This is a genomic window from Zobellia russellii (assembly GCF_044597075.1).
Classification (GTDB): Bacteria; Bacteroidota; Bacteroidia; order Flavobacteriales; family Flavobacteriaceae; genus Zobellia; species Zobellia russellii.
In genome coordinates this window covers 1,064,968-1,090,195 of the sequence record NZ_CP139000.1, presented here as the reverse complement: position 1 = coordinate 1,090,195, position 25,228 = coordinate 1,064,968, and the positions used below count along the sequence as shown (strand labels likewise).

Below are 25,228 nucleotides of genomic sequence, written 5' to 3'. Positions count from 1 at the left end.
TGCTTAATTTTGACAAAAATAGATGATATGGACGGCTACAAAGAAAAAATACTAAAGGTTTGTAATGAATCTTCTAAGAATACACTTATGGAGACCTTACAGATAGAATATGTAGATGTAGGTGAGGATTTTTTAGTGGGAAAAATGCCAGTAAATTCACGGGTGCACCAACCGGATGGTGTTTTGCACGGGGGAGCTATGGTTGCTTTGGCCGAAAGTATTGGGAGTATGGCTTCCTATATTTTTTTGGATGCACAACAATTTGCTATCCGCGGAATAGAAATTTCGGCAAACCACGTAAAAAGTGTGCGAGATGGATATGTTTATGCAAAAGCGACCATTTTACACAAAGGAAGAACTACACAGCTTTGGGATATTAAGATAAGTAACGAAGAAGGGAAATTGGTTTCCTATTGCAAACTCACTACTATTGCTTTAGCTAAGAAAAATTAATGCCTTTGGATTTTTTTGATAAAATTGACGCTCACCTGGCGAAAAAATTACCATTTGTAGCTTACCGTAAACCTAACGAAAAGAGAATTACCGCTATTTTCCAACAGGATGACGCCGTACAGTATTTAAATGATTATACGGAAACAGGTTTTGTTTTTGCTCCTTTTGATTCCAGTTCGCCTACCATTTTGTTGCGATTGGACGAAGTGTCACACCTTGCCAATTTTGAAGGAGAGGAAATGCTAAATCCAGATTTGAGCGAGGTAGTAGTAAATCCTGAGGAAAGAGCCTTTCATTTGAATTTGGTTGAAAAGGGAATAGCTAAAGTAGCGCAAGGGGATTTTGATAAGGTGGTGCTTTCAAGGCGCTTGCAACAAAAAATAAATACATCTTCCCTGGCTTTGTTCAAGTCACTTTTAACACAGTATAGAACAGCATTTTGTTATCTATGGTATCATCCCAAAGTAGGCATGTGGCTTGGGGCTACCCCAGAAATTCTGTTAACTATGCGTAATAGAAAATTAACCACCATGTCATTGGCCGGAACGCAGAGTTATGCTGGTAACGCTAACCCCAATTGGGGCAATAAAGAATTGGAAGAGCAGCAGCTGGTTACGGAGTATATTCTTAGTGCATTAGAGGGTAAAGTGACTGACTTGGAACGAACGCCAACAGAGTCTGTCAGGGCGGGTTCACTATTGCATCTTCGCACTAAAATATCAGGGACTACCAAACAAGAAAATCTTGGAGAGGTTATAAAGGCACTACACCCAACACCCGCGGTTTGTGGTATGCCTAAGGAGAAAACAAAAGCATTTATAATAGTCGAGGAAAACTATGATCGTGAATTCTATACCGGTTTTTTGGGTGAATTAAATTTTAAGACGGAAAGGAACAGAAATAACCGGCCTAGGAACACAGAAAATAACGTGTACCGTTCCATTTCCAAAAACACCACACTCTTTGTGAACCTACGCTGTATGCAAATGAATGAGGATAAAGTAAATATATATGTTGGCGGAGGTATAACCAAAGATTCAAACCCGGAAAAAGAATGGGGCGAAACGGTAGCCAAGAGCAAAACCATGCTTAAAGTTATAAAGGGTGTAGTGTAATTTAAACAAGATTGGTTTAAGAAATAAACCGTTGTATTTTTGTAGTTCATGAGATACTCTAGCATACCCTCCGCTCAATTGGTAGTTCAACACTGCAAGGCGAAACAGATAAAGAACATTGTAATTTCTCCAGGGTCAAGAAATGCCCCTTTGACCATTGATTTTAGTGAAGACCCTTATTTTAAATGTTTCAGTATTGTAGATGAGCGCAGTGCCGCCTTTTTTGCATTGGGAATAGCCCAACAATTACACGAGCCCGTTGCCGTGGTATGTACTTCAGGAAGTGCATTGTTGAACTACTATCCAGCCGTTGCCGAGGCATTTTATAGCGGAATACCTTTGGTGGTCATATCTGCAGATCGCCCGGTCTATAAGATAGATGTGGGAGATGGCCAGACCATTAGACAGGATAATGTTTTTGACAGACACATTGGCTATTCGGCCAATTTAAAACAAGACGTATCTCATGCGGTGCATAGGGTCAAGAAATACATGCCTGAGTGGTTGTCCGGAAAAGACAATGATTTGGCGCAGCAAGAAATCCTAAAATATAATAATAGTGAGCTTAACAGTGTATTGAACGTAGCGCTTCAATTAAAATTACCAGTGCATATTAATGTGCCTTTTGAAGAGCCTCTTTATGATACGATTACAAAACCTTCCGTTGTGGCTCAAATTGTTTCGGAAACGGGCATGGATGTTAGTCCTGCTATCGATTTTAAGGCTTACGCCGATATGTGGAATACTTCGAAACAAAAGATGGTGCTTGTTGGTGTCAATCCACCAAATGTGGTAGAGCAAGCATTTTTAGATGTATTGGCAACAGACCCATCCGTGGTAGTTTTAACGGAAACCACATCCAACCTTCACCATCCTAATTTTTTTGCCAGTATAGATAGTATAGTGGCTCCAATTGAAAAAAGCGACCAAAAGGAAGTATTGTTCCAAAATTTACGACCACAAATATTGCTAACCTTTGGTGGTCTTGTAGTTTCCAAAAAGATAAAAGCATTTTTGCGGGAATACACACCGGAGCATCATTGGCATGTAGATGAAGTTAAAGCGTTCAATACTTTTTTTTCCCTAACACATCATTTTAAAACCAATAGCAATCACTTTTTTAAGGCTTTTTTAGATTTAGTAAAACCGCAAAGTAGTGTGTATTTTGAATACTGGAATAAGAGGAGGGTGCAATACGAGGCAAAAAGAAAGGAGTACATAGATCAGATTCCGTTTTCGGATATGTTTGCGTTTGATAGTATTTTAAAATCAATTCCATCAAATTATCAGGTGCAATTGGCAAATAGTTCAACGGTACGTTACGCCCAACTTTTTAATTTAGACTCTTCTTTGCAGATTTTTTGTAACCGGGGAACCAGTGGTATTGACGGAAGTACATCTACTGCTGTAGGTGCTGCTTATTATAGTAAAACCCCTACGATATTGGTTACTGGCGATATAAGTTTTTTCTACGATAGCAATGGTCTTTGGAACAGCTACCTTAGGCCTGATTTTAGGATAATAATTATAAATAATAACGGAGGGGGCATTTTTAGAATCCTACCAGGTCAAGAAGAAACCGAAAATTTTGCCACGTTCTTTGAAACTGCCCATGATAAAAATGCAGAACTTATAAGTCGCCAATTTGGGTTTGAATATATAGCGGTAAATGAGGTAACTAGTCTGAATAACAGGCTCAAAGATTTTTATGAACTATCGGACAAACCAAAAATTATGGAAGTCCAAACGCCAAGATTTTCGAACAACAAAATTTTGCTCGGTTATTTTGATTTTATATCTTCGGAGTAATTAATATAAACCGTTAACATTTATCAACACTAACTATTATGAGTAAAAGAGACGATTTGATTGTAAAGTACGCAGAAGACATTAAAGAAAAGTTTGGAGAAACTCCTGACATGGATCTTCTGACAAAAGTGACTGTGGGCCTTGGTCCAGCAATCTATAATATCGATGCTTCTAAGGTTTCAGGTTCTGATGAAAAAGAATTGGAAACTGTTAAGAAAAACTATCTAATGAAAAAGTTAGGTATGTCAGATGACCCTAAATTAATGGAGGCTGTAAAGTCTGTTGTAGAAAAGTATGGTTCTTCAAACAGAAACAAGCACAGAGCAGTAATTTATTATATGCTTTGTAAGCACTTTAACAAAGCTTCTGTTTACTAGTAGACCTAGAAAACATAATTTTTTTGACCGTCCGCTTTTAAAGTGGACGGTTTTTTTTTACCCAATTTTTAAAGTTACTTTTGCACCATGATCGAACTGGGAAATTATAATGAGTTAGAGGTACTTAGAGATACTAGTGTGGGCCTCTTTTTAGGGAGTACCACTGGTACGGAAATTCTCTTACCAAATAAGTATGTGCCAAAGACAATAGACATTGGTGATATGATAAAGGTATTCTGCTATTTGGACCATGAAGAAAGACCTATTGCCACCACATTGACTCCTAGTGTTATAAGAAACAAGTTTGGATTTCTGCAAGTTGCGGAAGTAAACAAGATAGGGGCTTTCATGGATTGGGGCCTTGAAAAACATTTGCTTGTGCCCTTTAGTGAGCAGAGGGATAAGATGAAAGAAGGGCAGTGGTACGTAGTACGCTGTTATATGGACGAAGTTTCTTTTCGTCTGGTGGGGTCCAATAAAATTGATAAGTTTTTAAGCAATGACAAACTTACCGTTCGTGAACGGCAAGAGGTAGATTTACTTTTTACCAGATTAACGGATTTAGGTTGGGAAGTTATTATAAACGATCAACATAAAGGTCTGGTGTACTCCAATGAGATCTATAAGCATGTAGCCGTAGGAGATAGGACCAAGGGCTACATCAAAAATATTAGACCGGACAATAAACTAGATATTTCATTGCAGCCCATTGGGGAAAAACTTCTGGAACCTGCAGCAGAAGCTATCTATAAAAAGTTAATGGCTCATGGTGGATATTTGGCACTTCACGATAAATCTGATCCAGAACTTATTAAGCGGGAACTTCAAATGAGTAAAAAAACCTTTAAAAAAGGGGTTGGAACATTATATAGGGAACGAAAAATAGAAATTAAGGACGATGGTATACACGCTGTCTAATTGAAAATGAGGTTCTTTTGGATGCGTTACTATGAATTAATCGATGAACGGTAAGTTTTTAACATCGCTATTAATTCGCTATACCACAGAATATGGTAATTTCGCAACATTCCGAGAGTGCATTTCATCGATCTTTCGGTATTTTGGTTAACTTTAACAGTGTAACCTCGAAAAAATAATTATATGCCATTTATAGAAGAAAGCGACTTACTAGAGTTGCACAAAGATATAGACAAGGCGCAGATAATTAATGAACGTCTTCTAGATCAAATCAAGTTTAAAAATAAGGAGATAAGAAAAAAGAAGTTGCAGCGTAACCTACTGGCCGGTTTAACGGGCTTATTCCTTATTGGGGCGTTGATTGTTTTTTCTTTCACGGCAGGAAGAAATGTTTCCAATAATTTTGAAAGTCCTAGTAACTTACTGGTTTCAATAGATAGTTTGGACGCAATTAAATCTAGGATAGACAACCTAAAGCAACAGAACGAGGAATTAAGTTTGGTAAGGGAATTCTATTTGGCCAAGGAGTTTTTGGAAAAGGAGAAAATATATTCCGTACAGATAAAATCGTTTGTAGATAACAATATTACGTTGGCTTCGGAAGCGCTAACCAATACCATGTTCGTTAAGACCAATCCGTTTTACTCATATTCGTTAGGTAATTTTGAAACTTTGGAAGAAGCGCAGAAATTCCGTGAACAATTGGTAGATTTAGGGTTTCAAGACGCCTTTGTAGCATCTTACAAAGAAGGAAAACGAATTCAAATTGAATCCGCAGAATAATTTTGGGAAACATTAATCCTTGGATAAGTGCTGCTAGGTTAAGAACGTTACCACTATCCGTCTCAGGTATAGTAGTAGGCACGGCATTAGCTAACTTATATGGTTTTGAAGATACGGTAGTCTTTGTGCTGGCATTGCTAACTACAATAGGTTTTCAGGTAACCTCCAATTTTGCCAATGATTATGGTGATGGTGTAAAGGGAACCGATAATGATGAAAGAATAGGCCCTAAGCGGGCACTCCAAAGCGGGAGTATTTCCAGGCAAGAACTGAAAGAGGGCATAATTTTCAGCATAATTATAGATGTTATTTTGGTGGTTGCCCTTGTGTATTTTGCCTTTGGCTTTGAAGATATGTTATATCCCATTTTGTTTTTGATTTTGGGAGCGGCAAGTATTTGGGCGGCAATAAAATATACCGTTGGTGCTTCTGCCTATGGGTACAGGGGTCTGGGAGATTTGTTTGTTTTTCTTTTCTTTGGATTATTGGCCGTTATGGGTTCAATGGTGTTGTATACAAAGCAGTTGTATGCTATGTCTCTATTGCCGGCCATAGCAATTGGTCTATTGAGTGCAGGGGTTTTAAATCTCAACAATTTAAGGGATTATGAATCGGACAAGAATGCGAATAAAAATACACTTATAGTGTTCATTGGTTTTCAGAAAGGTAAAATCTACCATTACGCACTATTGATAACGGCTTTCTTGTGTATACTGGCATTTTCAGTTTTGAATTTAAAAGGTGGGCTATTTTTTTTACCTTTAATTGCCTTTATACCTATTTTCTTGCATTTAAAAAGAGTGCATGCTACAGATAGAAATGATCAAATAGATCCTGAGTTAAAGAAATTGGCGCTAAGCACTTTCTTTTTGTCAGTACTGATTTACATCAGTTGTAATATTTTTTTGTAAATTTAGAATATAAACCTACTAAATAATAACCATTTTGGAACAACCAATCAGAATTCTAATCGTAGAGGACAATGTTATCATCGCAGATGATATGCAATCTATGCTTGAGGAAATAGGGTATGAGATTGTAGATAACGTTATTGTCTATGAACAAGCCGAAGAAGTTTTAAAAACACAACATGTTGATCTTGTTTTAATTGACATAATTTTAGCTTCGGATAAAACAGGAATCGATTTAGGAAAGCATATTCGCGAAAACTATGATATCCCTTTCATTTTTGTAACCTCTAACTCGGATAGGGCTACGGTAGAAAACGCAAAAACAGTTAAACCAAACGGTTATTTGGTAAAACCTTTTGAACAGCAAGATTTATATACTTCTATAGAAATAGCACTTTCTAACTTTACAAGATCGGATAAATCTGCTGCGGTAGTGGAGAACCAAGAAGACGTTCCTATGTCCAATACCGTGCTAAAGGATTCAATCTTTGTAAAGAAGCAACATCTCTATTACAGAATTCAGTTTAGCGATATTCGCTTTATCAAAGCAGATAACGTGTATTTAGAAGTAAACACGGTAGATAAGAAGTTCTTGGTGCGTTCTCCTTTAAAGGATTACCTAGAAAAACTGCCTAAGAACAAGTTTTATAGGGCCCACAAGTCGTATATCGTAAATGTAGATCATATTGATGCAATCAATTCAAAGGATATCATGATTAAGGATACCTTGATACCTATTTCAAAAGATTTTAAAGAGTTCATTATATCCGCAATGAATTCGTAGAAAATAAAATTAGAATTATAAAAAGAGGGGACATTTTTAATGTTCCCTCTTTTTTGTTTTTATAAAATGACGTTCACCACAACTTTTGGCGCTTTCACAACATTATTTTCCTTTTTCGCAATCAAAGCAATACTTTGCCAGTGTATTTAAGAAAAAGAATTTACAAATTTTCATTTTCATATAGTGTTCTCGTAAAGGAGCCTGATCTGCTAAGATTAGGTTCCTTTTTAGTTAGGGCATATTTGTAAGAAAACGTAAGCCATACTATTTTATACTGAATAAAATTGCGCTCTGAAAAAAGGTTCCAAGAGCGCGGTTTCACAACAACTACGCCTAGTTTCACAACAATAATGACCCCTTCTCTGTATGTTAATGGTATTTTTACTTTAAGAAAAAAACTCTGAATAGCTGTATTGAATCTGTCTAGCGTACTTATTTTCAATTGTTATTGGAATAGATTATTTTCTTACAGTCCTTTTTCATAATTTTATAAGTAAATGGACTAAATAACCAATTAAATAGATTAGCTTAGAAAAGTCTTTTGGGGGATTAAAATGTTGTTTTCGTGTTTGTTAAGACGAGAGGCCATAAGCTAATGTAAGAACCTAGTATAAATAGAACAGAATATCTTTTTTTTGATTTTGTTCCCTTTAGATATATGAACAACATTTACTTTAAAAATACTATCCTTGTTTGCGCAATATTCTTTATCTGTTCCGTAGGATCGGCCCAGAAAGAAGAAGCTACTGATAAGAATCCTTTTCAGCAGTTCATGGATATTGAGAATGCAAGCGAAAAACTTACCTTTTTCTTTAATACTCCGGACCTTTACAAAGAAACCTCTACTTACGATTGGTTAGACGAGGTTACCATATACCTTAATGCTGCAATTAAGGATGAAGACACCGACGAAATTGTCCGCTTTAAACTTATACAAGCAAGAATCTATTATGATTTAGGAGACTACGATAAGAGTTTAGCTATTGCAAAAGAACTTTACGGAGAAAAAGAGGAATTGGATATTTATCTAAAATCCAAGTTGCTGGATATAATGGACGACAACTATGGCCAGTTGACCATGTATACCGAACAGATTGAAATCCGTAAAGAACAGAGAGAACTTGGTATTAACGAGAACGTTGCGTTTTACGATATCTATGCCAATTTAGGAATGTACAGAAAGGCAATGGAGCATTATATTGATAATGTTAAGAAGACCATTGAAGAGAATGACTTCTATGCCCAAGCAGAATATTACAACAATTTAGGAAATTACCTCAGGTTAGATGAATCGGCGCCCACCGCATTAAGTCATTATAAAAAGGCAAAAGGTTACATAGATGTTTTTATGAACCTTATTACCAGAAAAAAATCAGAGGAAGAAGTTGAACAAGCTAATCTTTTAAAAGGTATTATAGAGGGTAATATTGGAAAGTGCCATGTTGAGCTAAAGCAATATAAAGAAGCTATACCACATTTAGAAAGTGCCATTAATACCCTTAAAAAATACAAGAGCAAAGAACTTTCTTCAGAAATAACCGAAAATAGTCTGGCTATAAGTGAATGTTACTTACAGCTTCAAGATTACGAAAAGGCTACTGATTTTTTAAGTGACAATCTAGAGACCAGTACCACGGAGAACTTATTGCGCAAGAATAGATTATTGGCCTTGTACTATGACAAAACCGAGGATTACAAAAATGCAGCACTTTACCTTAAAAAGAATATACGCGTAAGAGACTCTATATTAGATAATCAATCCGAATTAAGAAAGCAACAATTGGCAACCGTTATGGGGCAGGATTTAGCTGTGTCACAAACCATGTTGGCAGAGCAAAAATTAGCTTTGGAAAAGTCGCGTAGTGATATGATGGCAAAGGACAGAAACATTAATTTAGTTCTTATTTCATTATTGTTCACACTTGTAGGCTTTGCGGGACTGGTATATGCGTATCTTAAGAGTATAAAAAACCAACGGCTCATTGCAGAACAGAAGTATATTATAGAAAACTCTTTGGTAGAAAAAGATTCGCTTTTAAAAGAGATTCACCATAGGGTAAAGAACAACCTGCAGATGGTTTCCAGTTTATTGAGCTTGCAGACCAAGAATACCAGAAGCAAAGCGGCAATTGAAGCTTTGGAAGAAGGGAAGAGTAGGGTTAAGGCAATGGCATTGATTCACCAAAAATTATATCAGAACGAAGATCTTTCGGTTATTGAAATGCAGAGTTATATAGAGAGTCTTATCAATAGTGTCCAATCCGTTTATAAAAAAGGTGGTCACAATATTAATATAACTGTTGATGCCGAAGGTGTGGAGCTTGATATTGATCGTGCTATTCCGTTTGGTTTAATGCTCAACGAACTTGTTTCCAACTCCTTTAAATACGCCTTTCCCGAGAACGACGAAAATGGAAAGATTTACATTCATATTCGTAAAATTGGAGAGAAAGAAGGATATTTTGAATATTCGGATAATGGAATAGGGCTTCCTGAAGACACAGATGAGCGAGCCAATTCTTCAATGGGAATAAGACTAATGAACCGTTTGGCCAACCAGCTTCAAACTACTTTGAATATTGATAAAACTGCCGAGGACGGTGTACGTTATTGGTTTAATTTCTGCTAGAAAAAACTTTTCTTAGATTTTTATTGTGAGTGCTTGGAGTGCCACAACTCCCTTGTTTAAAACGTCTTACCTCTATCAAACCGCTTTATTGTTTATGCTTGCCTTTTTACAAGGATTAAAAGGTAAAATATAGCTAAATTTGAATTTGGTTATGCAAGCAATCTACAGAAAGTATATTTTAGATTTTAAGCGCCCTAGTGGTACTTCACGAGGCGTATTGACACAAAAGGAAACTTGGTTTCTTATCCTAGATGAAAATGGCAAAAAGGGAATTGGGGAATGCGGCATTCTAAGAGGGCTCAGCATTGATGATGTGAGCGGGTATGAAGAAAAGCTAAAATGGACCTGTGACAATATTCATCTTGGTAAAGAGGCTTTGTGGGAGGCGTTAATGGAATTTCCTAGCATACAATTTGGCGTGGAGCAGGCATTTTTATCACTTCGGGCAGCCAATCCTTTTCATTTATATCCATCGGCTTTTATAGAAAAACAACAATCTATTGAGATTAACGGTCTGATTTGGATGGGCGAAGAAACGTTTATGCATAAGGAAATAGCTCAGAAACTAGAAGAAGGCTTCAAATGTATTAAAATGAAAATAGGGGCTATAGATTTTGACGCGGAAATAGCTCTTTTAAAGTCGATTAGAGAAAAATATGATGCTTCGCAAATTGAATTGCGCGTAGATGCCAACGGAGCGTTTTCAGCAGATAAAGCGTTCCAAAGACTTAAAGATTTGAGTGAATACGAATTACATTCCATAGAGCAGCCCATAAAACAAGGTCAATATAAAGCCATGAGGGAATTATGTGCAACTACACCTTTGCCTATTGCTCTTGATGAGGAATTAATAGGGGTTTTTGATGTAACGAAAAAGGAAGAATTACTACAAACCATACAACCTCAGTACATAATTCTTAAGCCTAGTTTGGTAGGAGGGTTCAGAGGATGCCAGGAATGGATTGAACTTGCTGAGAAAATGGACATTGGCTGGTGGATTACCAGCGCTTTGGAAAGTAATATTGGGCTGAATGCCATAGCACAATGGACTTATACCTTAAAAAGCTCCATGCCACAAGGTTTGGGAACCGGTAGTTTGTATACCAATAATTTAGAATCACCGCTTATGATCCTAAACGGACAGTTGTTTTATGACGGTAATAAAAAATGGAAGAATAACTTAATAGAAGATTTATGTATATAGCACAGGCCTATAAAGGTTTAAGTGACCCTTGGAGATATATTCTTGGCCTTGTTGCCATATTTTTCGTTTGGCAATTTATAGGGGGAACCCCATTGATTATTGCGCTTTTGGTAGAGGCAGATAATCTTTCGGTTTTAGGTTCTGGAGACATGGGGGCTATGGCCAATGTTTTGGGCTCCAATACATTGTTATTCTTTATGTTGTTGACATTTGTCATTGGACTCATAGCGCTGTTTGCTTATACAATCATAGTACATAAACAAAAAATAACTCAGCTTACTACGTCTAGAAAGAAAATTGATTTTAAAAGGGTGTTTTTTGCGTTTGCCATCTGGGCTTTAGTTTCATCGGCATTTACATTTGTAGATATTGCTCTTTCACCTGAAGATTATGAGTTCAATTTTAACCTTGTTCCCTTTGTAATTCTTGCTATTATTTCTGTTTTGATGATTCCCTTACAGACTAGCATGGAGGAATATTATATGAGGGGATATATGATGCAAGGTTTGGGCATTATGGCAAAGAACCGTTGGGTGCCCCTTGTGGTGACTTCCCTACTTTTTGGAATCATGCATATTTTTAATCCAGAGGTCGCTAAAATGGGGTATGGTATTTTGGTATTCTATATAGGAACCGGTTTTTTTCTTGGAATTTTAACCTTGATGGACGAAGGTTTGGAACTGGCTTTAGGGTTTCACGCCGCTAATAATCTTACTGCGGCACTTTTGGTAACAGCGGATTGGACAGCTTTTCAAGTTGATTCCTTATATCGTGACGTTTCCGACCCCGTTTTGGGTTGGGATGTATTGGTTCCTGTTTTTGTTATTTATCCTATTTTACTTTTTGTCTTTGCCAAAAAGTACAATTGGTCCGATTGGAAAGAGCGTTTAACGGGAGATGTACCCTCTAAAGAAACATTTTTAGCCCTGAACGATGAGCGAACGGACCTATAAAAAACTGCACGAACAGTTTAGGCTAAACGGAATTTCGTATTCTAAGGAAGAGCTAAAAGAAGTAGCCTATAGTTTTGTTAAGGAGGGGAAAGCCTTTGAAAAGGAAATTGGCGATTTTCTCATAGACTGGTTGAATAATGAATCTACCGTAACCGTACACACTTCGGGTTCTACAGGAGTCCCAAAGCCTATTGTTCTGCAAAAGCGGCACATGGTAAATTCGGCTATTGCCACAGGAGATTTCTTCAATCTTAAACCTGGGGATACGGCTCTCCTTTGTCTTCCGGTGAGTTTTATAGCGGGTAAAATGATGTTGGTAAGGGCCATGGTTTTAGGGCTTTCCATAGATTGTGTTGCTCCTTCGTCAAATCCTTTATTGGAAACTTCGGCTTCGTATGATTTTGTTGCTATGGTTCCCTTGCAGTTTGGGGGTTCGTTTAATGAGTTGGATAGGGTAAAAAAACTTATTGTAGGCGGTGCTCCAGTTTCTTATAAGTTGAAGGAGGAGTTTCTTAAAGCATCACTAAGAACAAACGTCTACGAAACATACGGCATGACCGAAACTATAACGCATATTGCGGTGAAGCCATTATTAGCGGCATTAGTTGAAACGGATATAGATTTGGATGTGTTTACAACCTTAGCGAATGTGAAGATTGCCACAGATGATAGGGGGTGTTTGGTAATTGATGCGCCATTGGTTGCTAACGAAACAATACATACTAATGATATGGTACACTTAACTTCGGAAAAAACCTTTAAGTGGTTGGGGCGTTTGGATAATGTAATTAATTCAGGAGGTGTAAAACTATTTCCCGAACAGGTGGAAGCAAAGCTGGCCGCAGTTATGGAAAATCGGTTTTTTGTGGCCGGCGTACCCAATGAAAAGCTTGGTCAGAAATTAGTTTTGCTCGTAGAAGGAATTCCTGAAATAGCCGCACTTAAAGAAAAAATAGCGAATCTGAGTTCGCTTAAAAAATATGAAACACCTAAGGAAATTTTTACGGTAGACGCTTTTGTTGAGACGTCTAGCGGAAAAATAAAAAGAAAGGCAACCTTGAAAAAGGCTGCCTTATAACTTCTGTAGTAATCCAGAAACCAGATTATACCTGAATAACGCCTAAATTAAAATCCTTTTCAATTGGAGCATGGTTTGCGGCTTCAATTCCCATAGAAATCCATTTACGGGTATCTAGAGGGTTTATTACGGCATCGGTCCAAAGACGTGAAGCGGCGTAATAGGGAGAAACTTGATTATCATACCTGCTTTTTATTTTATTAAAAAGTTCTGCTTCTTTCTTTTCGGTAATGGTTTCACCCTTTTTCTTAAGAGAAGCCTTTTCAATCTGTAAAAGTACTTTAGCCGCGGAATTCCCGCCCATTACAGCCAATTCGGCACTTGGCCAGGCGGCAATGAGTCTGGGGTCATATGCTTTGCCGCACATAGCATAGTTTCCGGCACCATAGCTATTACCTATTACGATAGTGAATTTGGGAACAACGGAGTTACTAACGGCATTCACCATTTTGGCGCCGTCCTTTATAATTCCGCCATGTTCGCTTTTGCTGCCTACCATGAAACCGGTAACATCCTGTAAGAATACAAGGGGAATTTTCTTTTGGTTGCAATTGGCAATAAATCGGGTGGCCTTATCCGCAGAATCGGAGTAAATAACCCCTCCAAACTGCATTTCACCTTTTTTGGTCTTGACTACTTTACGCTGGTTGGCCACTATACCTACGGCCCAACCATCTATACGCGCATATCCCGTAAGTATGGTTTTTCCATAGCCTTCTTTATATTCTTCAAACTCAGAATTATCAACCAGACGTTTTATAATCTCGCCCATATCGTACTGGTCCGTTCTGGAATTTGGTAAAATTCCAAAAATATCATCAGGGTCGTCTTTGGGTTTTGCGGCCTCTTTTCTGTTATAGCCAGCCTTATCAAAATCACCAATTTTATCCATAATATTTTTTATGGTATTCAGTGCATCGGCATCATCTTTGGCTTTGTAATCGGTCACCCCACTAACTTCACAATGCGTAGTGGCGCCACCAAGGGTTTCGTTGTCTATACTCTCACCAATGGCCGCTTTAACAAGGTAGCTTCCGGCCAAGAAAATACTTCCCGTCTTATCCACAATTAAAGCTTCGTCGCTCATAATAGGTAGATAGGCCCCGCCGGCCACACAACTGCCCATGACGGCCGCAATTTGTGTGATACCCATGCTACTCATTACGGCATTGTTTCTAAAAATGCGCCCAAAATGTTCCTTGTCCGGAAAAATCTCGTCCTGCAAAGGAAGATAAACACCGGCACTATCCACTAAATAGATGATGGGTAAGCGGTTCTCCATAGCAATTTCTTGCGCACGTAGATTTTTCTTTCCCGTAATGGGGAACCAAGCCCCGGCTTTTACCGTGGCATCATTGGCCACCACAATACATTGTTTGCCGGATACGTATCCAATTTTAATAACAACGCCTCCGGAGGGGCATCCACCATGTTCTTCGTACATGCCGTCGCCTACAAAAGCACCTATTTCAAGACTATCCGTATTATCGTCCAATAGATAGTCTATGCGTTCACGAGCCGTCATTTTGCCTTGGTCGTGCTGCTTTTGAATACGTGCTTTTCCACCACCCAATTTTACTTGGGCCAACCTTCTTTTCAGGTCGCTTAGGAGTAATTTATTGTGATCTTCGTTCTTGTTAAATTTTAAATCCATTTTTTTGCCTTGACATTTCAATGCTTAAAGATAAGGAGTAAAATTGTTTACATTTGAAAAAAACGAAAATCATATGGCACAGGAAATACGTTGGGGAATTGTAGGCTTGGGAAGCATAGCACATAGTTTTGCTAAAGATTTGGCTTTGGTTTCTGGAGGAAGACTTACTGGTGTTGCCTCAAGAAGCATGGACAAAGCAAAAGAGTTTGCAGATGAATATGGGGCGCCCCATACTTTTGATAGTTATGAAGCCTTATTTAAGTCTGCTGAAGTTGATGTTGTATATATAGCAACGCCACATACATTGCATGAAGATTTAAGTATTAAGGCTATGGAAAATGGCAAGCATGTGCTCTGTGAAAAACCAATGGGCGTTAACCCCCAAGAAGTATCAAGGATGATTGCATCCGCAAAAAAGAATAAAGTCTTCTTAATGGAGGCGCTTTGGAGCCGTTTTAATCCATCTATTCAAAAAGCAAAACAATTGGTAGAGCAGGGTGAAATTGGTTCTGTAGGGTTCATTCATGCAGACTTTGCATTTTATGCTTTGGGAAGAGATCCTGAAAATAGGTTGTTGAACCCAAATTTAGCTGGTGGTTCTTTATTGGATATAGGTATTTATCCTATTTTTCTGTCCTATTTAGTTTTGGGAATGCCCAAGAACATTCAGGCATCTTCTCGTTTATTTAAAACGGGAATAGAAATGCAGACATCAATGATTTTTGAATATGAGGAGGCACAGGCTATTTTATATAGTGGTTTAAACTCTAAATCTGAGATGGAGGCCGAAATTTCGGGGAGTGAAGGCAGTATTTTTCTGCACCCAAGATGGCATGAAGCACAAGGCTATTCGGTAGAAAAAGATAGCGAGTTGACTAACTATGACCTACCAACCCACGGTAAAGGATATACCTATGAAATTGAAGAAGTTCATGCTTGTTTGGCATCCGGTGAACTAGAAAGTAAACTGTGGAGTCATCAAAATAGTAAGGATTTAGCAGATCTTTTGTTTCAAGTACGACAGAAAACGGGAGTTATTTTTCCTTTCGAACAACAAAAAGAAGGTGTAGAGCCTTAGAATACTATAAAAATTACGATATTTGAAGTTACCAAAATTGAAACCAATATACCATGGGAATGAATAAAAATACCGTACTGGCATGGGCCACTTTTATAATGATTTTTGTGGGTCTGGCCCTAATAGCCTTAGGCGCTTTTAGATACGATGAAGTTGCGGGTTGGGGCTTTGCCTCCGTGGGAATAGGATTTTTTGCTATTGCTTGGGTGTTCAACGCACTTAAAGGAAGAGTTTAAATAAACAGTATAATATCCTTTTTATAAATTACTTAATATTATTTTATGTCTGATGATAAGAAGGTGATTTTCTCCATGTCCGGAGTCACCAAAACATATAAGAGCGCAAATACGGCCGTTCTTAAAAACATATATCTAAGCTTTTTTTACGGAGCTAAGATTGGTATTCTTGGTCTTAACGGATCAGGTAAGTCTACCTTGCTTAAAATCATAGCGGGTGTGGATAAAAATTTTCAAGGTGATGTTGTCTTTTCCCCAGGATATAAAGTGGGGTACTTGGAGCAAGAGCCGGAGTTGGATGAAAATAAAACCGTTCTTGAGATTGTAAAGGAAGGTGTTAGTGAGACGGTTGCTATACTGGATGAGTACAATAAAATAAACGACATGTTCGGTCTTCCTGAAGTTTATGAAGATGCGGACAAGATGCAGAAGTTGATGGATAAGCAAGCTGAGCTTCAAGATAAAATTGATGCATCTAATGCTTGGGAACTGGATACAAAACTAGAAATAGCTATGGATGCGCTCCGTACTCCGGATCCGGATAAAAAGATAGGGGTGCTTTCAGGGGGTGAGCGAAGACGAGTGGCGCTTTGCCGTTTACTTCTTCAAGAGCCTGAAATATTATTATTGGATGAACCTACTAACCACCTTGATGCCGAATCTGTACACTGGTTGGAACACCACTTGGCCCAATACAAAGGAACCGTTATTGCCGTAACGCACGATAGATATTTCTTGGATAACGTTGCAGGATGGATTTTAGAGCTTGACCGCGGAGAAGGTATTCCTTGGAAAGGAAACTACTCTAGCTGGTTGGATCAAAAATCGAAACGATTGGCAGATGAAAGCAAAACGGCCTCCAAAAGACAAAAGACATTGGAGCGCGAGCTGGACTGGGTGCGTCAAGGTGCTAAAGGGCGTCAGACCAAACAGAAAGCGCGTTTAAAGAATTACGATAAGTTAATGAGTCAAGATCAAAAACAGCTTGACGAGAAACTTGAAATTTATATTCCAAACGGACCACGTTTAGGAACAAATGTATTGGAGGCGAAAGGAGTAAGTAAGGCATATGATGATAAATTGCTTTACGAAGATTTGAACTTTAAACTTCCACAGGCAGGTATTGTTGGTGTAATTGGCCCGAACGGAGCTGGTAAGACCACTATTTTTAGAATGATCATGGGCGAGGAGCAGCCAGACAAAGGTGATTTTGAAGTAGGGGAGACCGCAAAAATTTCCTATGTAGACCAAAGTCATTCCAATATAGACCCGGAGAAAACTATTTGGCAAAACTTTAGTGATGAGCAAGAGCTTATTATGATGGGTGGTAGACAAGTAAATTCTCGGGCGTATTTAAGCAGGTTCAACTTTTCGGGAAGCGAGCAGAATAAGAAAGTAAACATGCTTTCCGGTGGTGAACGTAACCGTTTGCACTTGGCAATGACCTTAAAAGAAGAAGGTAATGTATTGCTTTTAGATGAGCCTACTAACGACTTAGATGTAAATACTTTACGCGCATTGGAAGAAGGTCTTGAAAACTTTGCGGGTTGTGCTGTTGTTATTTCTCACGACCGTTGGTTCTTAGATCGTATCTGTACGCACATTTTGGCTTTTGAAGGCGATTCTCAGGTGTATTTCTTTGAAGGTTCTTTCTCGGATTATGAAGAAAACAAGAAGAAACGTTTAGGTGGAGATTTAATTCCTAAGCGAATAAAATACAAGAAATTGATTCGATAATAAATTCGATTTTAACAATAAAAAAAAGCTCTTGAAGAATAATTTCAAGAGTTTTTTTTATGTTTTTTTCGTTACATCTAGTAGTCCTCATTAGGATACCAATCCAGTTGAACTACTTTAATATTTTCATTACCGACGTTTACCAATTTTTTAAATTTGGAAACATCGCTAACATCTCGGTTTCCCCCTGTAATGATAAGGGTAGACCTCTTTTGGTTTAAACTCCAATACAGCATCGGCGGCACTTTCAGGAGTCATAGTGTATGGCAGGTTCATGCAAATAAAAGCTTTGTCTATATTTTTTAAACTTCTCATTTCTGGAATGTCTTCTGTATCACCTGAAAAATAAACACGTTGATTGTCAAAGTTTAGGATATACCCGTTGCCACGGCCTTTTTCATGAAACTTCAGCGCTTCTTCTCGTAAATTGTACATAGGTACAGCTTCAACCGTTATTCCGTAACGTTCTTTGCTTTCTCCATTATTTAAAACGTCTATTTGAGGGGTAAAAACTTTAGGAAGCTTATCGGCAACGGCTTGGGGTGCTATTATTTTAGCTTTGTCCGTTCCCAGGGCTTCAAGGGTCTCTAGGTTAAAGTGGTCTCCATGTATGTCTGTAATCAATATTAAATCAGGTGATTTTTGAGCTTTAAAAGCATCAGGGCCTCCAACGGGGTCTACGTAAACGGTGATATTCTTCCATTCTAAAACCGCGGTTGCATGTTCAATAGGAATTATTCTTACCTCTGAAGCTTTAGTATTATCAGTTGAAAACGCTTTTGCAGAAGTGTTGACCTCCAGTGTATTCTCTTTGTTAATTACAGTTTCTTTTTTACTTTCTTTACATCCTATACAGAGGGCGAAAAAGCTCATAAGTGTGATTAATAATTTTTTCATTGTAATGTGCTATAAGGTTAATTGCATTTTTATATTGCTTCGGACATATGCTACATGTGCTTCCATAGGTACTTCTCTAAAACCAAACTTTTTATAAATATGTAAGGCGTTCTCTAATTTGGTGCTTGAATATAGAATAAGGGTTTCCCAAGATTGTTCCTTGGCAAAATCTACAGCAAATGACAACAATTTCTGACCCACTTTGAGGCCTCTAAATTCTGCTGAAACAGCCATTTTTCCTAACTCATATGTGGTACTGTTTACTTTTAAAAGAGCAAAACATCCTATTATATTGTCTTCCTTTTGAGCAAAAAAGATGTATCCGCCTTTATCTATTATATATTCTTGGCAATTTTCCAATACAGAAATATCCAAAGGTTCTATGGAAAAGTATTGTTCTATCCAATTCTGGTTGAGCTCTTTAAATACGGGGGCGTACGCGGGTTTAAAAGATGTAATTTTAACGGACATGTGATTTTAAAAAAATTGAACTATACTTTAAAGTTAATATATCATAATGTTTTCATTGTCTTAATAATCGATTTTTTTACATCAAAAAATCTAAAAAGAAAATCTTACCGTATATACAGCGATACAAACAAATAATTCTTACTAGTAATAAACCTTAACATTATGACTGAAACAAAAAACAACAATGGATTAAAAGTACTGGCGGGACTGCTAGGTGTGGTGCTTTTGGGAACCATCATATACACAGTTAGCCTTTATCAAGAGAAGAAAAAGAATGAAACCGCTCTTACTCAAGAAAAGCAATTGGTAGTTGAGGATTTAAACAGTTTAAAATCTGAATACGATAAAGCTATTCTAGAAAGCAACGCAACCAACGAAGAGTTGGTTTCAGCTAGAGATAACATTGCAAAATACATTGATTCTGTAAAAAACATGAAAGCTGATATTTCTTCTCTTTCTAAATACAGAAGACAAGTAAGTGTTTTAAAGCAGGAGAGAGAGCAATTGCTTAAGCAAGTAGATTCACTTACAAAGTCGAATACTTTTATTGCAATGCAAAGAGACAGTACTTATACTGAATTAGAGAAACAAACCGTTTTTAACGATTCTTTGGTTGTACAAAACACACAATTGGCAGATGTTGTAGAGAAAGGTTCTGCGCTTAACTTATCAAAATTTAGTGTTGATGCCGTTAAAGAGCGAAGCAGCGGTAAATTGGTATCTACTTCTAGAGCTAAAAGAACAGATAAGTTTAAAATTTGTTTTACAGTTGCCGATAACGTTATTGCTCAGGCTGGAGACAGAGAGTTTTTCATAGAGGTTCTTGATCCACAAGGTAACGTTTTGGGTGAGAGCTACTCTAAAACTAATGATTCTGGGGCTTCAGTAACATATAGCAAAGGAACAGGTTTTTACTACGAGAACAAATCTTTAGATGTTTGCGATTATATTAGCAAGCCTGCAGGAGATTTCAAAGATGGAAACTATATGGTGAATGTTTATGACGATAGATTAAAATTATTGGGAACTTCTAAGTTCACTTTAAAATAATAAGTATACACACTATCCATTATATATAAATGGAAAGGGGCAATCTTTTAGATTGCCCCTTTTTTATTCAGTTATTTGTGTTTTTGATCTATTTAAGACTACCTACCATATCTGCCGGTTTTACCCAGTTGTCATAATCTTCGGCAGAAACATAACCTAGATTAACGGCTTCTTCCTTTAATGTTGTTCCGTTTTTGTGAGCCGTATTTGCAATTTCTGCGGCTTTGTAGTACCCAATTTTTGTATTCAGGGCAGTAACCAACATAAGAGAGTTGTTCAGGAGTTCTTTAATTACCTCATGGTTTGGCTCAATACCGGCCGCACAGTTCACGTCAAAGCTTACACAGGCATCTCCGATCAATTCAGCGGACTGAAGAATGTTAGCGGCCATCATAGGTTTAAAAACATTCAGTTCATAGTGGCCTTGTGTCCCGCCAACAGAAATAGCTACATCGTTACCCATTACTTGGGCACAGACCATAGTCATTGCTTCACATTGCGTTGGGTTCACTTTACCGGGCATAATTGAACTACCTGGCTCATTTGCCGGAATAATAATTTCGCCTATACCAGATCTTGGTCCGGAAGCCATCATACGTACGTCATTGGCTATTTTATTAAGGGAAACCGCTAGTTGCTTAAGAGCGCCATGGCTTTCAACAATAGCATCGTGCGCTGCAAGAGCCTCAAACTTATTTTCCGCAGTACGGAAAGGTAGTCCCGTAAATTCTGCAATATACTTGGCCACCACTACATCGTAGCCGTTTGGTGTATTCAATCCGGTTCCTACAGCAGTTCCACCTAAAGCCAATTCGCTTAAATGATCCAATGTATTCTTAAGTGCTTTTAAGCCATGATCCAACTGCGATACATAACCTGAAAACTCTTGCCCCAAGGTTAGGGGGGTAGCATCCATTAAATGCGTTCTACCAATTTTTACTACTTGGGCAAAATCCTTGGATTTTTTATACAAGGTGTCCCGTAATTGGGTAACACTCGGAATTGTATTCTGAACTATCTTTTTATAGGCTGCAATATGCATACCTGTAGGAAAGGTATCGTTGGAAGATTGCGATTTGTTTACGTCATCATTAGGCTGAATGGTTTTCTCGCCCTCTCCAATCTTCTTTCCGGCAATTTCATGGGCACGATTGGCGATAACCTCGTTAACGTTCATGTTACTCTGTGTACCCGATCCTGTTTGCCAAATAACCAATGGAAATTGGTCATCATGTTTGCCTTCTAAAATTTCGTCACAAACTTGGGCGATGAGATCTCTTTTCTCTACGGCAAGAACACCAAGTTCATGATTGGCATAAGCGGCAGCTTTTTTTAAATAAGCAAATCCGTAGACCACATCTAAAGGCATAGATGCCGTTGGGCCTATCTTAAAATTATTTCTAGAACGCTCAGTTTGGGCACCCCAATATTTATCACTGGGCACCTCTACTTGGCCCATGGTATCTTTTTCGATTCTAAAGCTCATTATGGTAGTATTACGTTAGTTAACAAAGGTACTATTTCACCATTTTATATCCTCTTTGGGACTTTAAAATTTTAGGTTTTTTAAGTTATGCTATTTTTTTTGATTTCGATTTGCAATTTTCATTCTTTCTAAAGTATCTTTGTATAGCAAAATTTAGAAGATGGAATTTGATCAGTACCTTGGATTTTTAGCATTTTTAACCATTTTGACCATTGGGTTTTGGTTAATGATTTTCTTGTTGACCTTTGTTGTACCTTATTGGTTGGGAGGAAATATCTTGGAACTCTATAAAGAGTGGAGAGATAAAAAGAAAGCAAAACGTAGCGTTTAACGCTGGTAACCATATAAAAGCAGGAAGACGAATTATCGTTTTCCTGCTTTTTTGTGCACCTAATCGAATAAAAAAATCCCTGCTAATCTATTAAATTAGCAGGGATTTTTTATTGAGACTGTTCTTTTAACCTTCCATTTCATCTTCTCCACCACCATTCTCATTTCCGCCTCTGCCATTTTTGCGATCTCGTTCTTTAGACTGGTTGATTCTATACCTAAAGGAGAGGTTAATCGACCTAGGTCTAAACTGAAACTCGCTTCTAGAGGTAAAATCATCGGAAACGGTATACGATTGTCTTTTTCTTGAATTCAAAAGGTCACTTACGTTTAGTGATACCGTGCCTTTATCTTTCATAATGTCTTTGCTGAAAGCTAAGTTTATAGATAGCATACTCTTTGTTTCAGTCTGTGCATTTTGGCGGGGCCCCATATAAAAAGCATTCGTCTGCCATTCTATTTTCTTAGGGAGACTTACTTTAGAGCTAAAGCGGGCGAACCAACTGGTATTATCCGTTCCATAATCCGTTCCATTATGTTCGCCTTCACTGGAGAACTGAAAGAAGTTGACACTACCGTTTAAGCGCAACCATTTTTTTGGATTGTACAACACACCGGCTTCGGCACCTATTCTTTCGTTAGAAGATAAGTTTATGGGTAAAGATCTAATGATTCGCACACTGTCCGTTGTGGTTTGTCCTGTGGCTTCTTGTATGTATTCAAATGAATTGGTCTCACGTTTGTAATATACAGATGAAGTAAGCGTAAGCTTGTCCCAACGTTTTAAATAACCTAAATCAAACGAATTTGAATAGGCTGGGTCTAAATCTGGATTTCCTTGAAAAATATTGGCTCTACTAGATCTAGAAGGAAATGGATTTATAAAACGCCCTCTGGGCCTATTGATTCTTCTGTTATAACCCAAAGAGACATTTTCCATCTCACCAATTTCAAATATAAGGTTAAGAGTAGGGAAGAGGCCTAGATAGTTTTTGTCAAAATTTAAATCTATATCCTCGCCTAAGGCATCTTCTATGGCAGATGTGTCAAAGTCCGAAGTTACTTCTCCCTTTAATTGCGTGTTTTCTAAACGCAAACCTGCCAAGAAAGAAAACTTCCCGAACTTATTACCGTATTGGGTATACAGGGCATTTACGTTTTCTTGGTAATTGAATTTGTTGGTTAAATCTTCATTGGTTACAAATTGATTGGTAGACCTATCTAAAGAGTCTAGTTTGTAATCTGTAATTTCTCTTTCAAAAGTACCTCTGTAACCTACTTCAAACTGTGCATCTCCCATGGGTAGTACATAATCGGCCTGAACCAAATATTCGTCGTCAATTTCGTTTTGATAGACGCTTTCAAGTGTGTTAAGACTGGTGTTGGGAAAAGTATTGTTGTCATCAATTGTAGAATTCTCTACTTCATCACCATTGGAATACTGTAAATCTGCGGTAAGCTTTTGACCGTCATCATCAATATTATTTACATAATTTAATGAGAACTGATAATTTTCTTCGTCTTCAAGTTCAATTTCTTCCCTAAAGCTCTGTCTTGTTAAAAGTCCATTCTCAAAATAATCGCTATAGTTTTCGGTTAAATCGTCTCCATCTTGAAAACGCATAAAGAAACTTCCCGTAAGCGATGACTTTTCGTTAAAGAAATATTCAACGCCAAAATTATTATTGAAACCCTTGCCCGATCGGGTATAATCTCGGTTTTCATTAATTTGATCATATTGGCCATTGTTGTATGAATTTTCATAAAAAGCATGACCAGGAGATTCATTGTATCTATAGCCCAACGTATTAAATACGTTAAATTTATCCGTCCTTAAATTAGCATTTATGGACATACTACTTTGTGAAGGGTACCCTATATTTACATTTACGGAACCGTTAAATCCTAGTGTTTTTTCTCGCTTCAAAACAATGTTTAAAATACCTGCCGTACCTTCTGCATCATATCTAGCGGAGGGACTTGTAATTACCTCAACCTTTTCAATGGCATCTGCCGGCAATTCCCTTAGGGCATCCGTAGACCCAAAACCCGCTAAGGCGGAAGGTTTTCCGTTTATTAGAATTCTAACATTTTCGTTGCCTCGCAAGCTAATAGCCCCTTCTACATCTACATTTACGGAAGGTACATTGTTAAGGGCGTCGCTTATGGTTGCACCGCTAGTGGTAAGGTCTTTACCTATGTTATAGATTTTTTTGTCAAGACGAACTTCTACCGTGGTTTTCTCACCAACAACTTCTACACCTTCTAGTTGGGCAACATCAAGTGCGAGTTTTATAGTGCCTAAATCTGTGGATTGTGTGAGTTCCTGTTCCGCTAGTTTATAGGTTTTATAGGAGATGTACTCTACACTAATATTGTATTTGCCGGGTAGGGTCTCAACTTCAAATTTACCGTCTAAATCAGTAATTCCACCGGTTACTTTTTTTGGGTCTTTTACACTATGAAGTACTAAAGTGGCATATTCAAGAGGGAGGCCGTTGTCCTTATCCAGAACGGTGCCGGTAATTTTAATAGGTTGTTGTTCTTGACTTTGGGGCCGCTGCGGCCGTTGTGCAAATGTGTTTAGCGATAACAGTAACAGGGCAATCAAGAACGTTTTATTCATGTCAGTCTTTGGATTTTTTCTTCTTTCGTTTTTTCTCTCGCTTCTTTTCTTTCTTGGTCTTCTGCATCCCTTTCTTCTGCATTTCTACAAAAGCATCGTACTTTTCAATAGGGAGCCCAGCTTTTAACTCTTCGTCCTGTGCCTTTGTAATCTTTTCCATTCCCTCGCGCATTTGCTCGGGTGTAAGTTGTAAAATCTGCATTTCAATTCGCTTTTGCAGATACTTTTTTAACACAGAACTCATTACAGCGGACTCAAACTCGTTAAGTTCCAATACAGCTGCAATATTGGGCATCTCATCATTCACAATTTGCTCAGCGGTCTTTGGTTCTGGTTCTTTTGGGGTTTCCTGAACTTGCGGAATGGCACTACGTTGTCTTCCGTACCCACCATAGCCGCCACCACCATAACCATAACCTCCGCCACCGTAGCCGTATTGGGCCACTAATTCTGGACTTGAGAGCAATAGAACAAAAAATAAAATAACGTATGGGATATTGTTTTTCATGACGATATCAGTTTATATGATTGTATTTTTTACGATTGGTTTAACCCATTATGGTTAAAGCTTTGTTAAAACGAAACAGCAACAAATGTACCAAATTATTGAAGACGGAAACTTAATAAAACAAAAGTAAGCAATCCGTTG

General features: G+C 37.8%; 22 protein-coding genes and 1 pseudogene. 17 read left to right on the top strand and 6 right to left on the bottom strand.

All coding sequences use genetic code 11. From position 1 onward, the window contains the following. Nucleotides 1-27: 27 nt before the first annotated feature. From SJY45_RS04645 to SJY45_RS04590, 12 genes are all read left to right on the top strand, one after another. Nucleotides 28-453 carry a PaaI family thioesterase gene (locus tag SJY45_RS04645; RefSeq protein ID WP_215912244.1) on the top strand — a complete coding sequence of 142 codons (426 nt, stop codon included), beginning with the start codon at nucleotides 28-30 and terminating at the stop codon, nucleotides 451-453. Further along, nucleotides 453-1,568 carry a chorismate-binding protein gene (locus SJY45_RS04640; RefSeq protein WP_400073440.1) on the top strand — a complete coding sequence of 372 codons (1,116 nt, stop codon included), beginning with the start codon at nucleotides 453-455 and terminating at the stop codon, nucleotides 1,566-1,568. The genes SJY45_RS04645 and SJY45_RS04640 overlap by 1 nt, the downstream gene beginning before the upstream one ends. 48 nt (nucleotides 1,569-1,616) lie before the next feature. Next, nucleotides 1,617-3,377, top strand: coding sequence for a 2-succinyl-5-enolpyruvyl-6-hydroxy-3-cyclohexene-1-carboxylic-acid synthase (gene menD, locus SJY45_RS04635; protein ID WP_400073439.1), 1,761 nt, complete (start codon nucleotides 1,617-1,619; stop codon nucleotides 3,375-3,377). Nucleotides 3,378-3,415: 38 nt separating this feature from the next. Next, on the top strand, nucleotides 3,416-3,754 hold the full coding sequence (locus SJY45_RS04630) for a DUF2853 family protein (protein ID WP_215440616.1): 339 nt from the start codon (nucleotides 3,416-3,418) through the stop codon (nucleotides 3,752-3,754). A gap of 87 nt (nucleotides 3,755-3,841) precedes the next feature. After that, nucleotides 3,842-4,672: a S1 RNA-binding domain-containing protein gene (locus SJY45_RS04625; RefSeq protein WP_215440614.1), complete on the top strand. Its 831-nt coding sequence runs from the start codon at nucleotides 3,842-3,844 to the stop codon at nucleotides 4,670-4,672. Nucleotides 4,673-4,855: 183 nt separating this feature from the next. Continuing rightward, nucleotides 4,856-5,455 (top strand): SPOR domain-containing protein, encoded by a 600-nt coding sequence (locus tag SJY45_RS04620; RefSeq protein WP_400073438.1) that lies wholly within the window; start codon nucleotides 4,856-4,858, stop codon nucleotides 5,453-5,455. Between the two features lie 2 nt (nucleotides 5,456-5,457). Continuing rightward, entirely contained in the window at nucleotides 5,458-6,366 is a 909-nt protein-coding gene (gene menA, locus SJY45_RS04615) for a 1,4-dihydroxy-2-naphthoate octaprenyltransferase (protein WP_215440611.1), read from the top strand. A 34-nt stretch (nucleotides 6,367-6,400) separates the two neighbouring features. After that, on the top strand, nucleotides 6,401-7,150 hold the full coding sequence (locus tag SJY45_RS04610) for a LytTR family DNA-binding domain-containing protein (protein WP_215440610.1): 750 nt from the start codon (nucleotides 6,401-6,403) through the stop codon (nucleotides 7,148-7,150). 658 nt (nucleotides 7,151-7,808) lie between these two features. Further along, a complete protein-coding gene (locus SJY45_RS04605; protein ID WP_400073437.1) occupies nucleotides 7,809-9,779 on the top strand; it encodes a sensor histidine kinase in 1,971 nt (656 codons plus the stop codon). Between the two features lie 151 nt (nucleotides 9,780-9,930). Beyond that, nucleotides 9,931-10,983 (top strand): o-succinylbenzoate synthase, encoded by a 1,053-nt coding sequence (gene menC / locus SJY45_RS04600; RefSeq protein ID WP_400073436.1) that lies wholly within the window; start codon nucleotides 9,931-9,933, stop codon nucleotides 10,981-10,983. After that, nucleotides 10,974-11,936 carry a CPBP family intramembrane glutamic endopeptidase gene (locus SJY45_RS04595; RefSeq protein WP_215440607.1) on the top strand — a complete coding sequence of 321 codons (963 nt, stop codon included), beginning with the start codon at nucleotides 10,974-10,976 and terminating at the stop codon, nucleotides 11,934-11,936. Before menC ends, SJY45_RS04595 begins: the two co-directional genes overlap by 10 nt. Next, entirely contained in the window at nucleotides 11,917-13,014 is a 1,098-nt protein-coding gene (locus SJY45_RS04590) for an AMP-binding protein (protein WP_400073435.1), read from the top strand. Before SJY45_RS04595 ends, SJY45_RS04590 begins: the two co-directional genes overlap by 20 nt. A 25-nt stretch (nucleotides 13,015-13,039) precedes the next feature. Here SJY45_RS04590 and SJY45_RS04585 read toward each other — a convergent pair whose 3' ends face one another. Further along, nucleotides 13,040-14,668: an acyl-CoA carboxylase subunit beta gene (locus SJY45_RS04585; RefSeq protein WP_400073434.1), complete on the bottom strand. Its 1,629-nt coding sequence runs from the start codon at nucleotides 14,666-14,668 to the stop codon at nucleotides 13,040-13,042. Between the two features lie 73 nt (nucleotides 14,669-14,741). On the opposite strand from SJY45_RS04585, the gene SJY45_RS04580 reads away from it, so the two are divergent. Genes SJY45_RS04580 through ettA form a run of 3 tightly spaced genes read left to right on the top strand, consistent with a single transcriptional unit; the run spans nucleotide 14,742 to nucleotide 17,719 of the window. Further along, on the top strand, nucleotides 14,742-15,746 hold the full coding sequence (locus SJY45_RS04580; RefSeq protein ID WP_400073433.1) for a Gfo/Idh/MocA family protein: 1,005 nt from the start codon (nucleotides 14,742-14,744) through the stop codon (nucleotides 15,744-15,746). A 53-nt stretch (nucleotides 15,747-15,799) separates the two neighbouring features. Next, nucleotides 15,800-15,982 (top strand): CAL67264 family membrane protein, encoded by a 183-nt coding sequence (locus SJY45_RS04575; protein ID WP_013995358.1) that lies wholly within the window; start codon nucleotides 15,800-15,802, stop codon nucleotides 15,980-15,982. Nucleotides 15,983-16,027: 45 nt separating this feature from the next. Then, nucleotides 16,028-17,719 carry an energy-dependent translational throttle protein EttA gene (ettA, locus tag SJY45_RS04570; protein WP_400073432.1) on the top strand — a complete coding sequence of 564 codons (1,692 nt, stop codon included), beginning with the start codon at nucleotides 16,028-16,030 and terminating at the stop codon, nucleotides 17,717-17,719. A gap of 77 nt (nucleotides 17,720-17,796) precedes the next feature. Here ettA and SJY45_RS04565 read toward each other — a convergent pair. Further along, a pseudogene (locus SJY45_RS04565) lies at nucleotides 17,797-18,616 on the bottom strand (MBL fold metallo-hydrolase). A gap of 9 nt (nucleotides 18,617-18,625) precedes the next feature. Next, nucleotides 18,626-19,087: a GNAT family N-acetyltransferase gene (locus SJY45_RS04560; RefSeq protein WP_400073431.1), complete on the bottom strand. Its 462-nt coding sequence runs from the start codon at nucleotides 19,085-19,087 to the stop codon at nucleotides 18,626-18,628. Between the two features lie 162 nt (nucleotides 19,088-19,249). Between SJY45_RS04560 and SJY45_RS04555 the strand changes: the two genes are divergently transcribed. Next, nucleotides 19,250-20,137 carry a hypothetical protein gene (locus tag SJY45_RS04555; RefSeq protein ID WP_215440597.1) on the top strand — a complete coding sequence of 296 codons (888 nt, stop codon included), beginning with the start codon at nucleotides 19,250-19,252 and terminating at the stop codon, nucleotides 20,135-20,137. Between the two features lie 88 nt (nucleotides 20,138-20,225). Here SJY45_RS04555 and fumC read toward each other — a convergent pair whose 3' ends face one another. After that, entirely contained in the window at nucleotides 20,226-21,623 is a 1,398-nt protein-coding gene (gene fumC, locus SJY45_RS04550; RefSeq protein ID WP_289039485.1) for a class II fumarate hydratase, read from the bottom strand. Between the two features lie 160 nt (nucleotides 21,624-21,783). Here fumC and SJY45_RS04545 point away from each other — a divergent pair, with 160 nt between their 5' ends. Next, a complete protein-coding gene (locus tag SJY45_RS04545; protein WP_162857241.1) occupies nucleotides 21,784-21,954 on the top strand; it encodes a hypothetical protein in 171 nt (56 codons plus the stop codon). 126 nt (nucleotides 21,955-22,080) lie between these two features. On the opposite strand, the gene SJY45_RS04540 is transcribed toward SJY45_RS04545, so the two are convergent. Continuing rightward, nucleotides 22,081-24,579 carry a TonB-dependent receptor domain-containing protein gene (locus tag SJY45_RS04540; RefSeq protein ID WP_400073430.1) on the bottom strand — a complete coding sequence of 833 codons (2,499 nt, stop codon included), beginning with the start codon at nucleotides 24,577-24,579 and terminating at the stop codon, nucleotides 22,081-22,083. 1 nt (nucleotide 24,580) lies between these two features. After that, nucleotides 24,581-25,087, bottom strand: coding sequence for a hypothetical protein (locus SJY45_RS04535; protein WP_215440592.1), 507 nt, complete (start codon nucleotides 25,085-25,087; stop codon nucleotides 24,581-24,583). Between the last annotated feature and the right edge of the window lie 141 nt (nucleotides 25,088-25,228).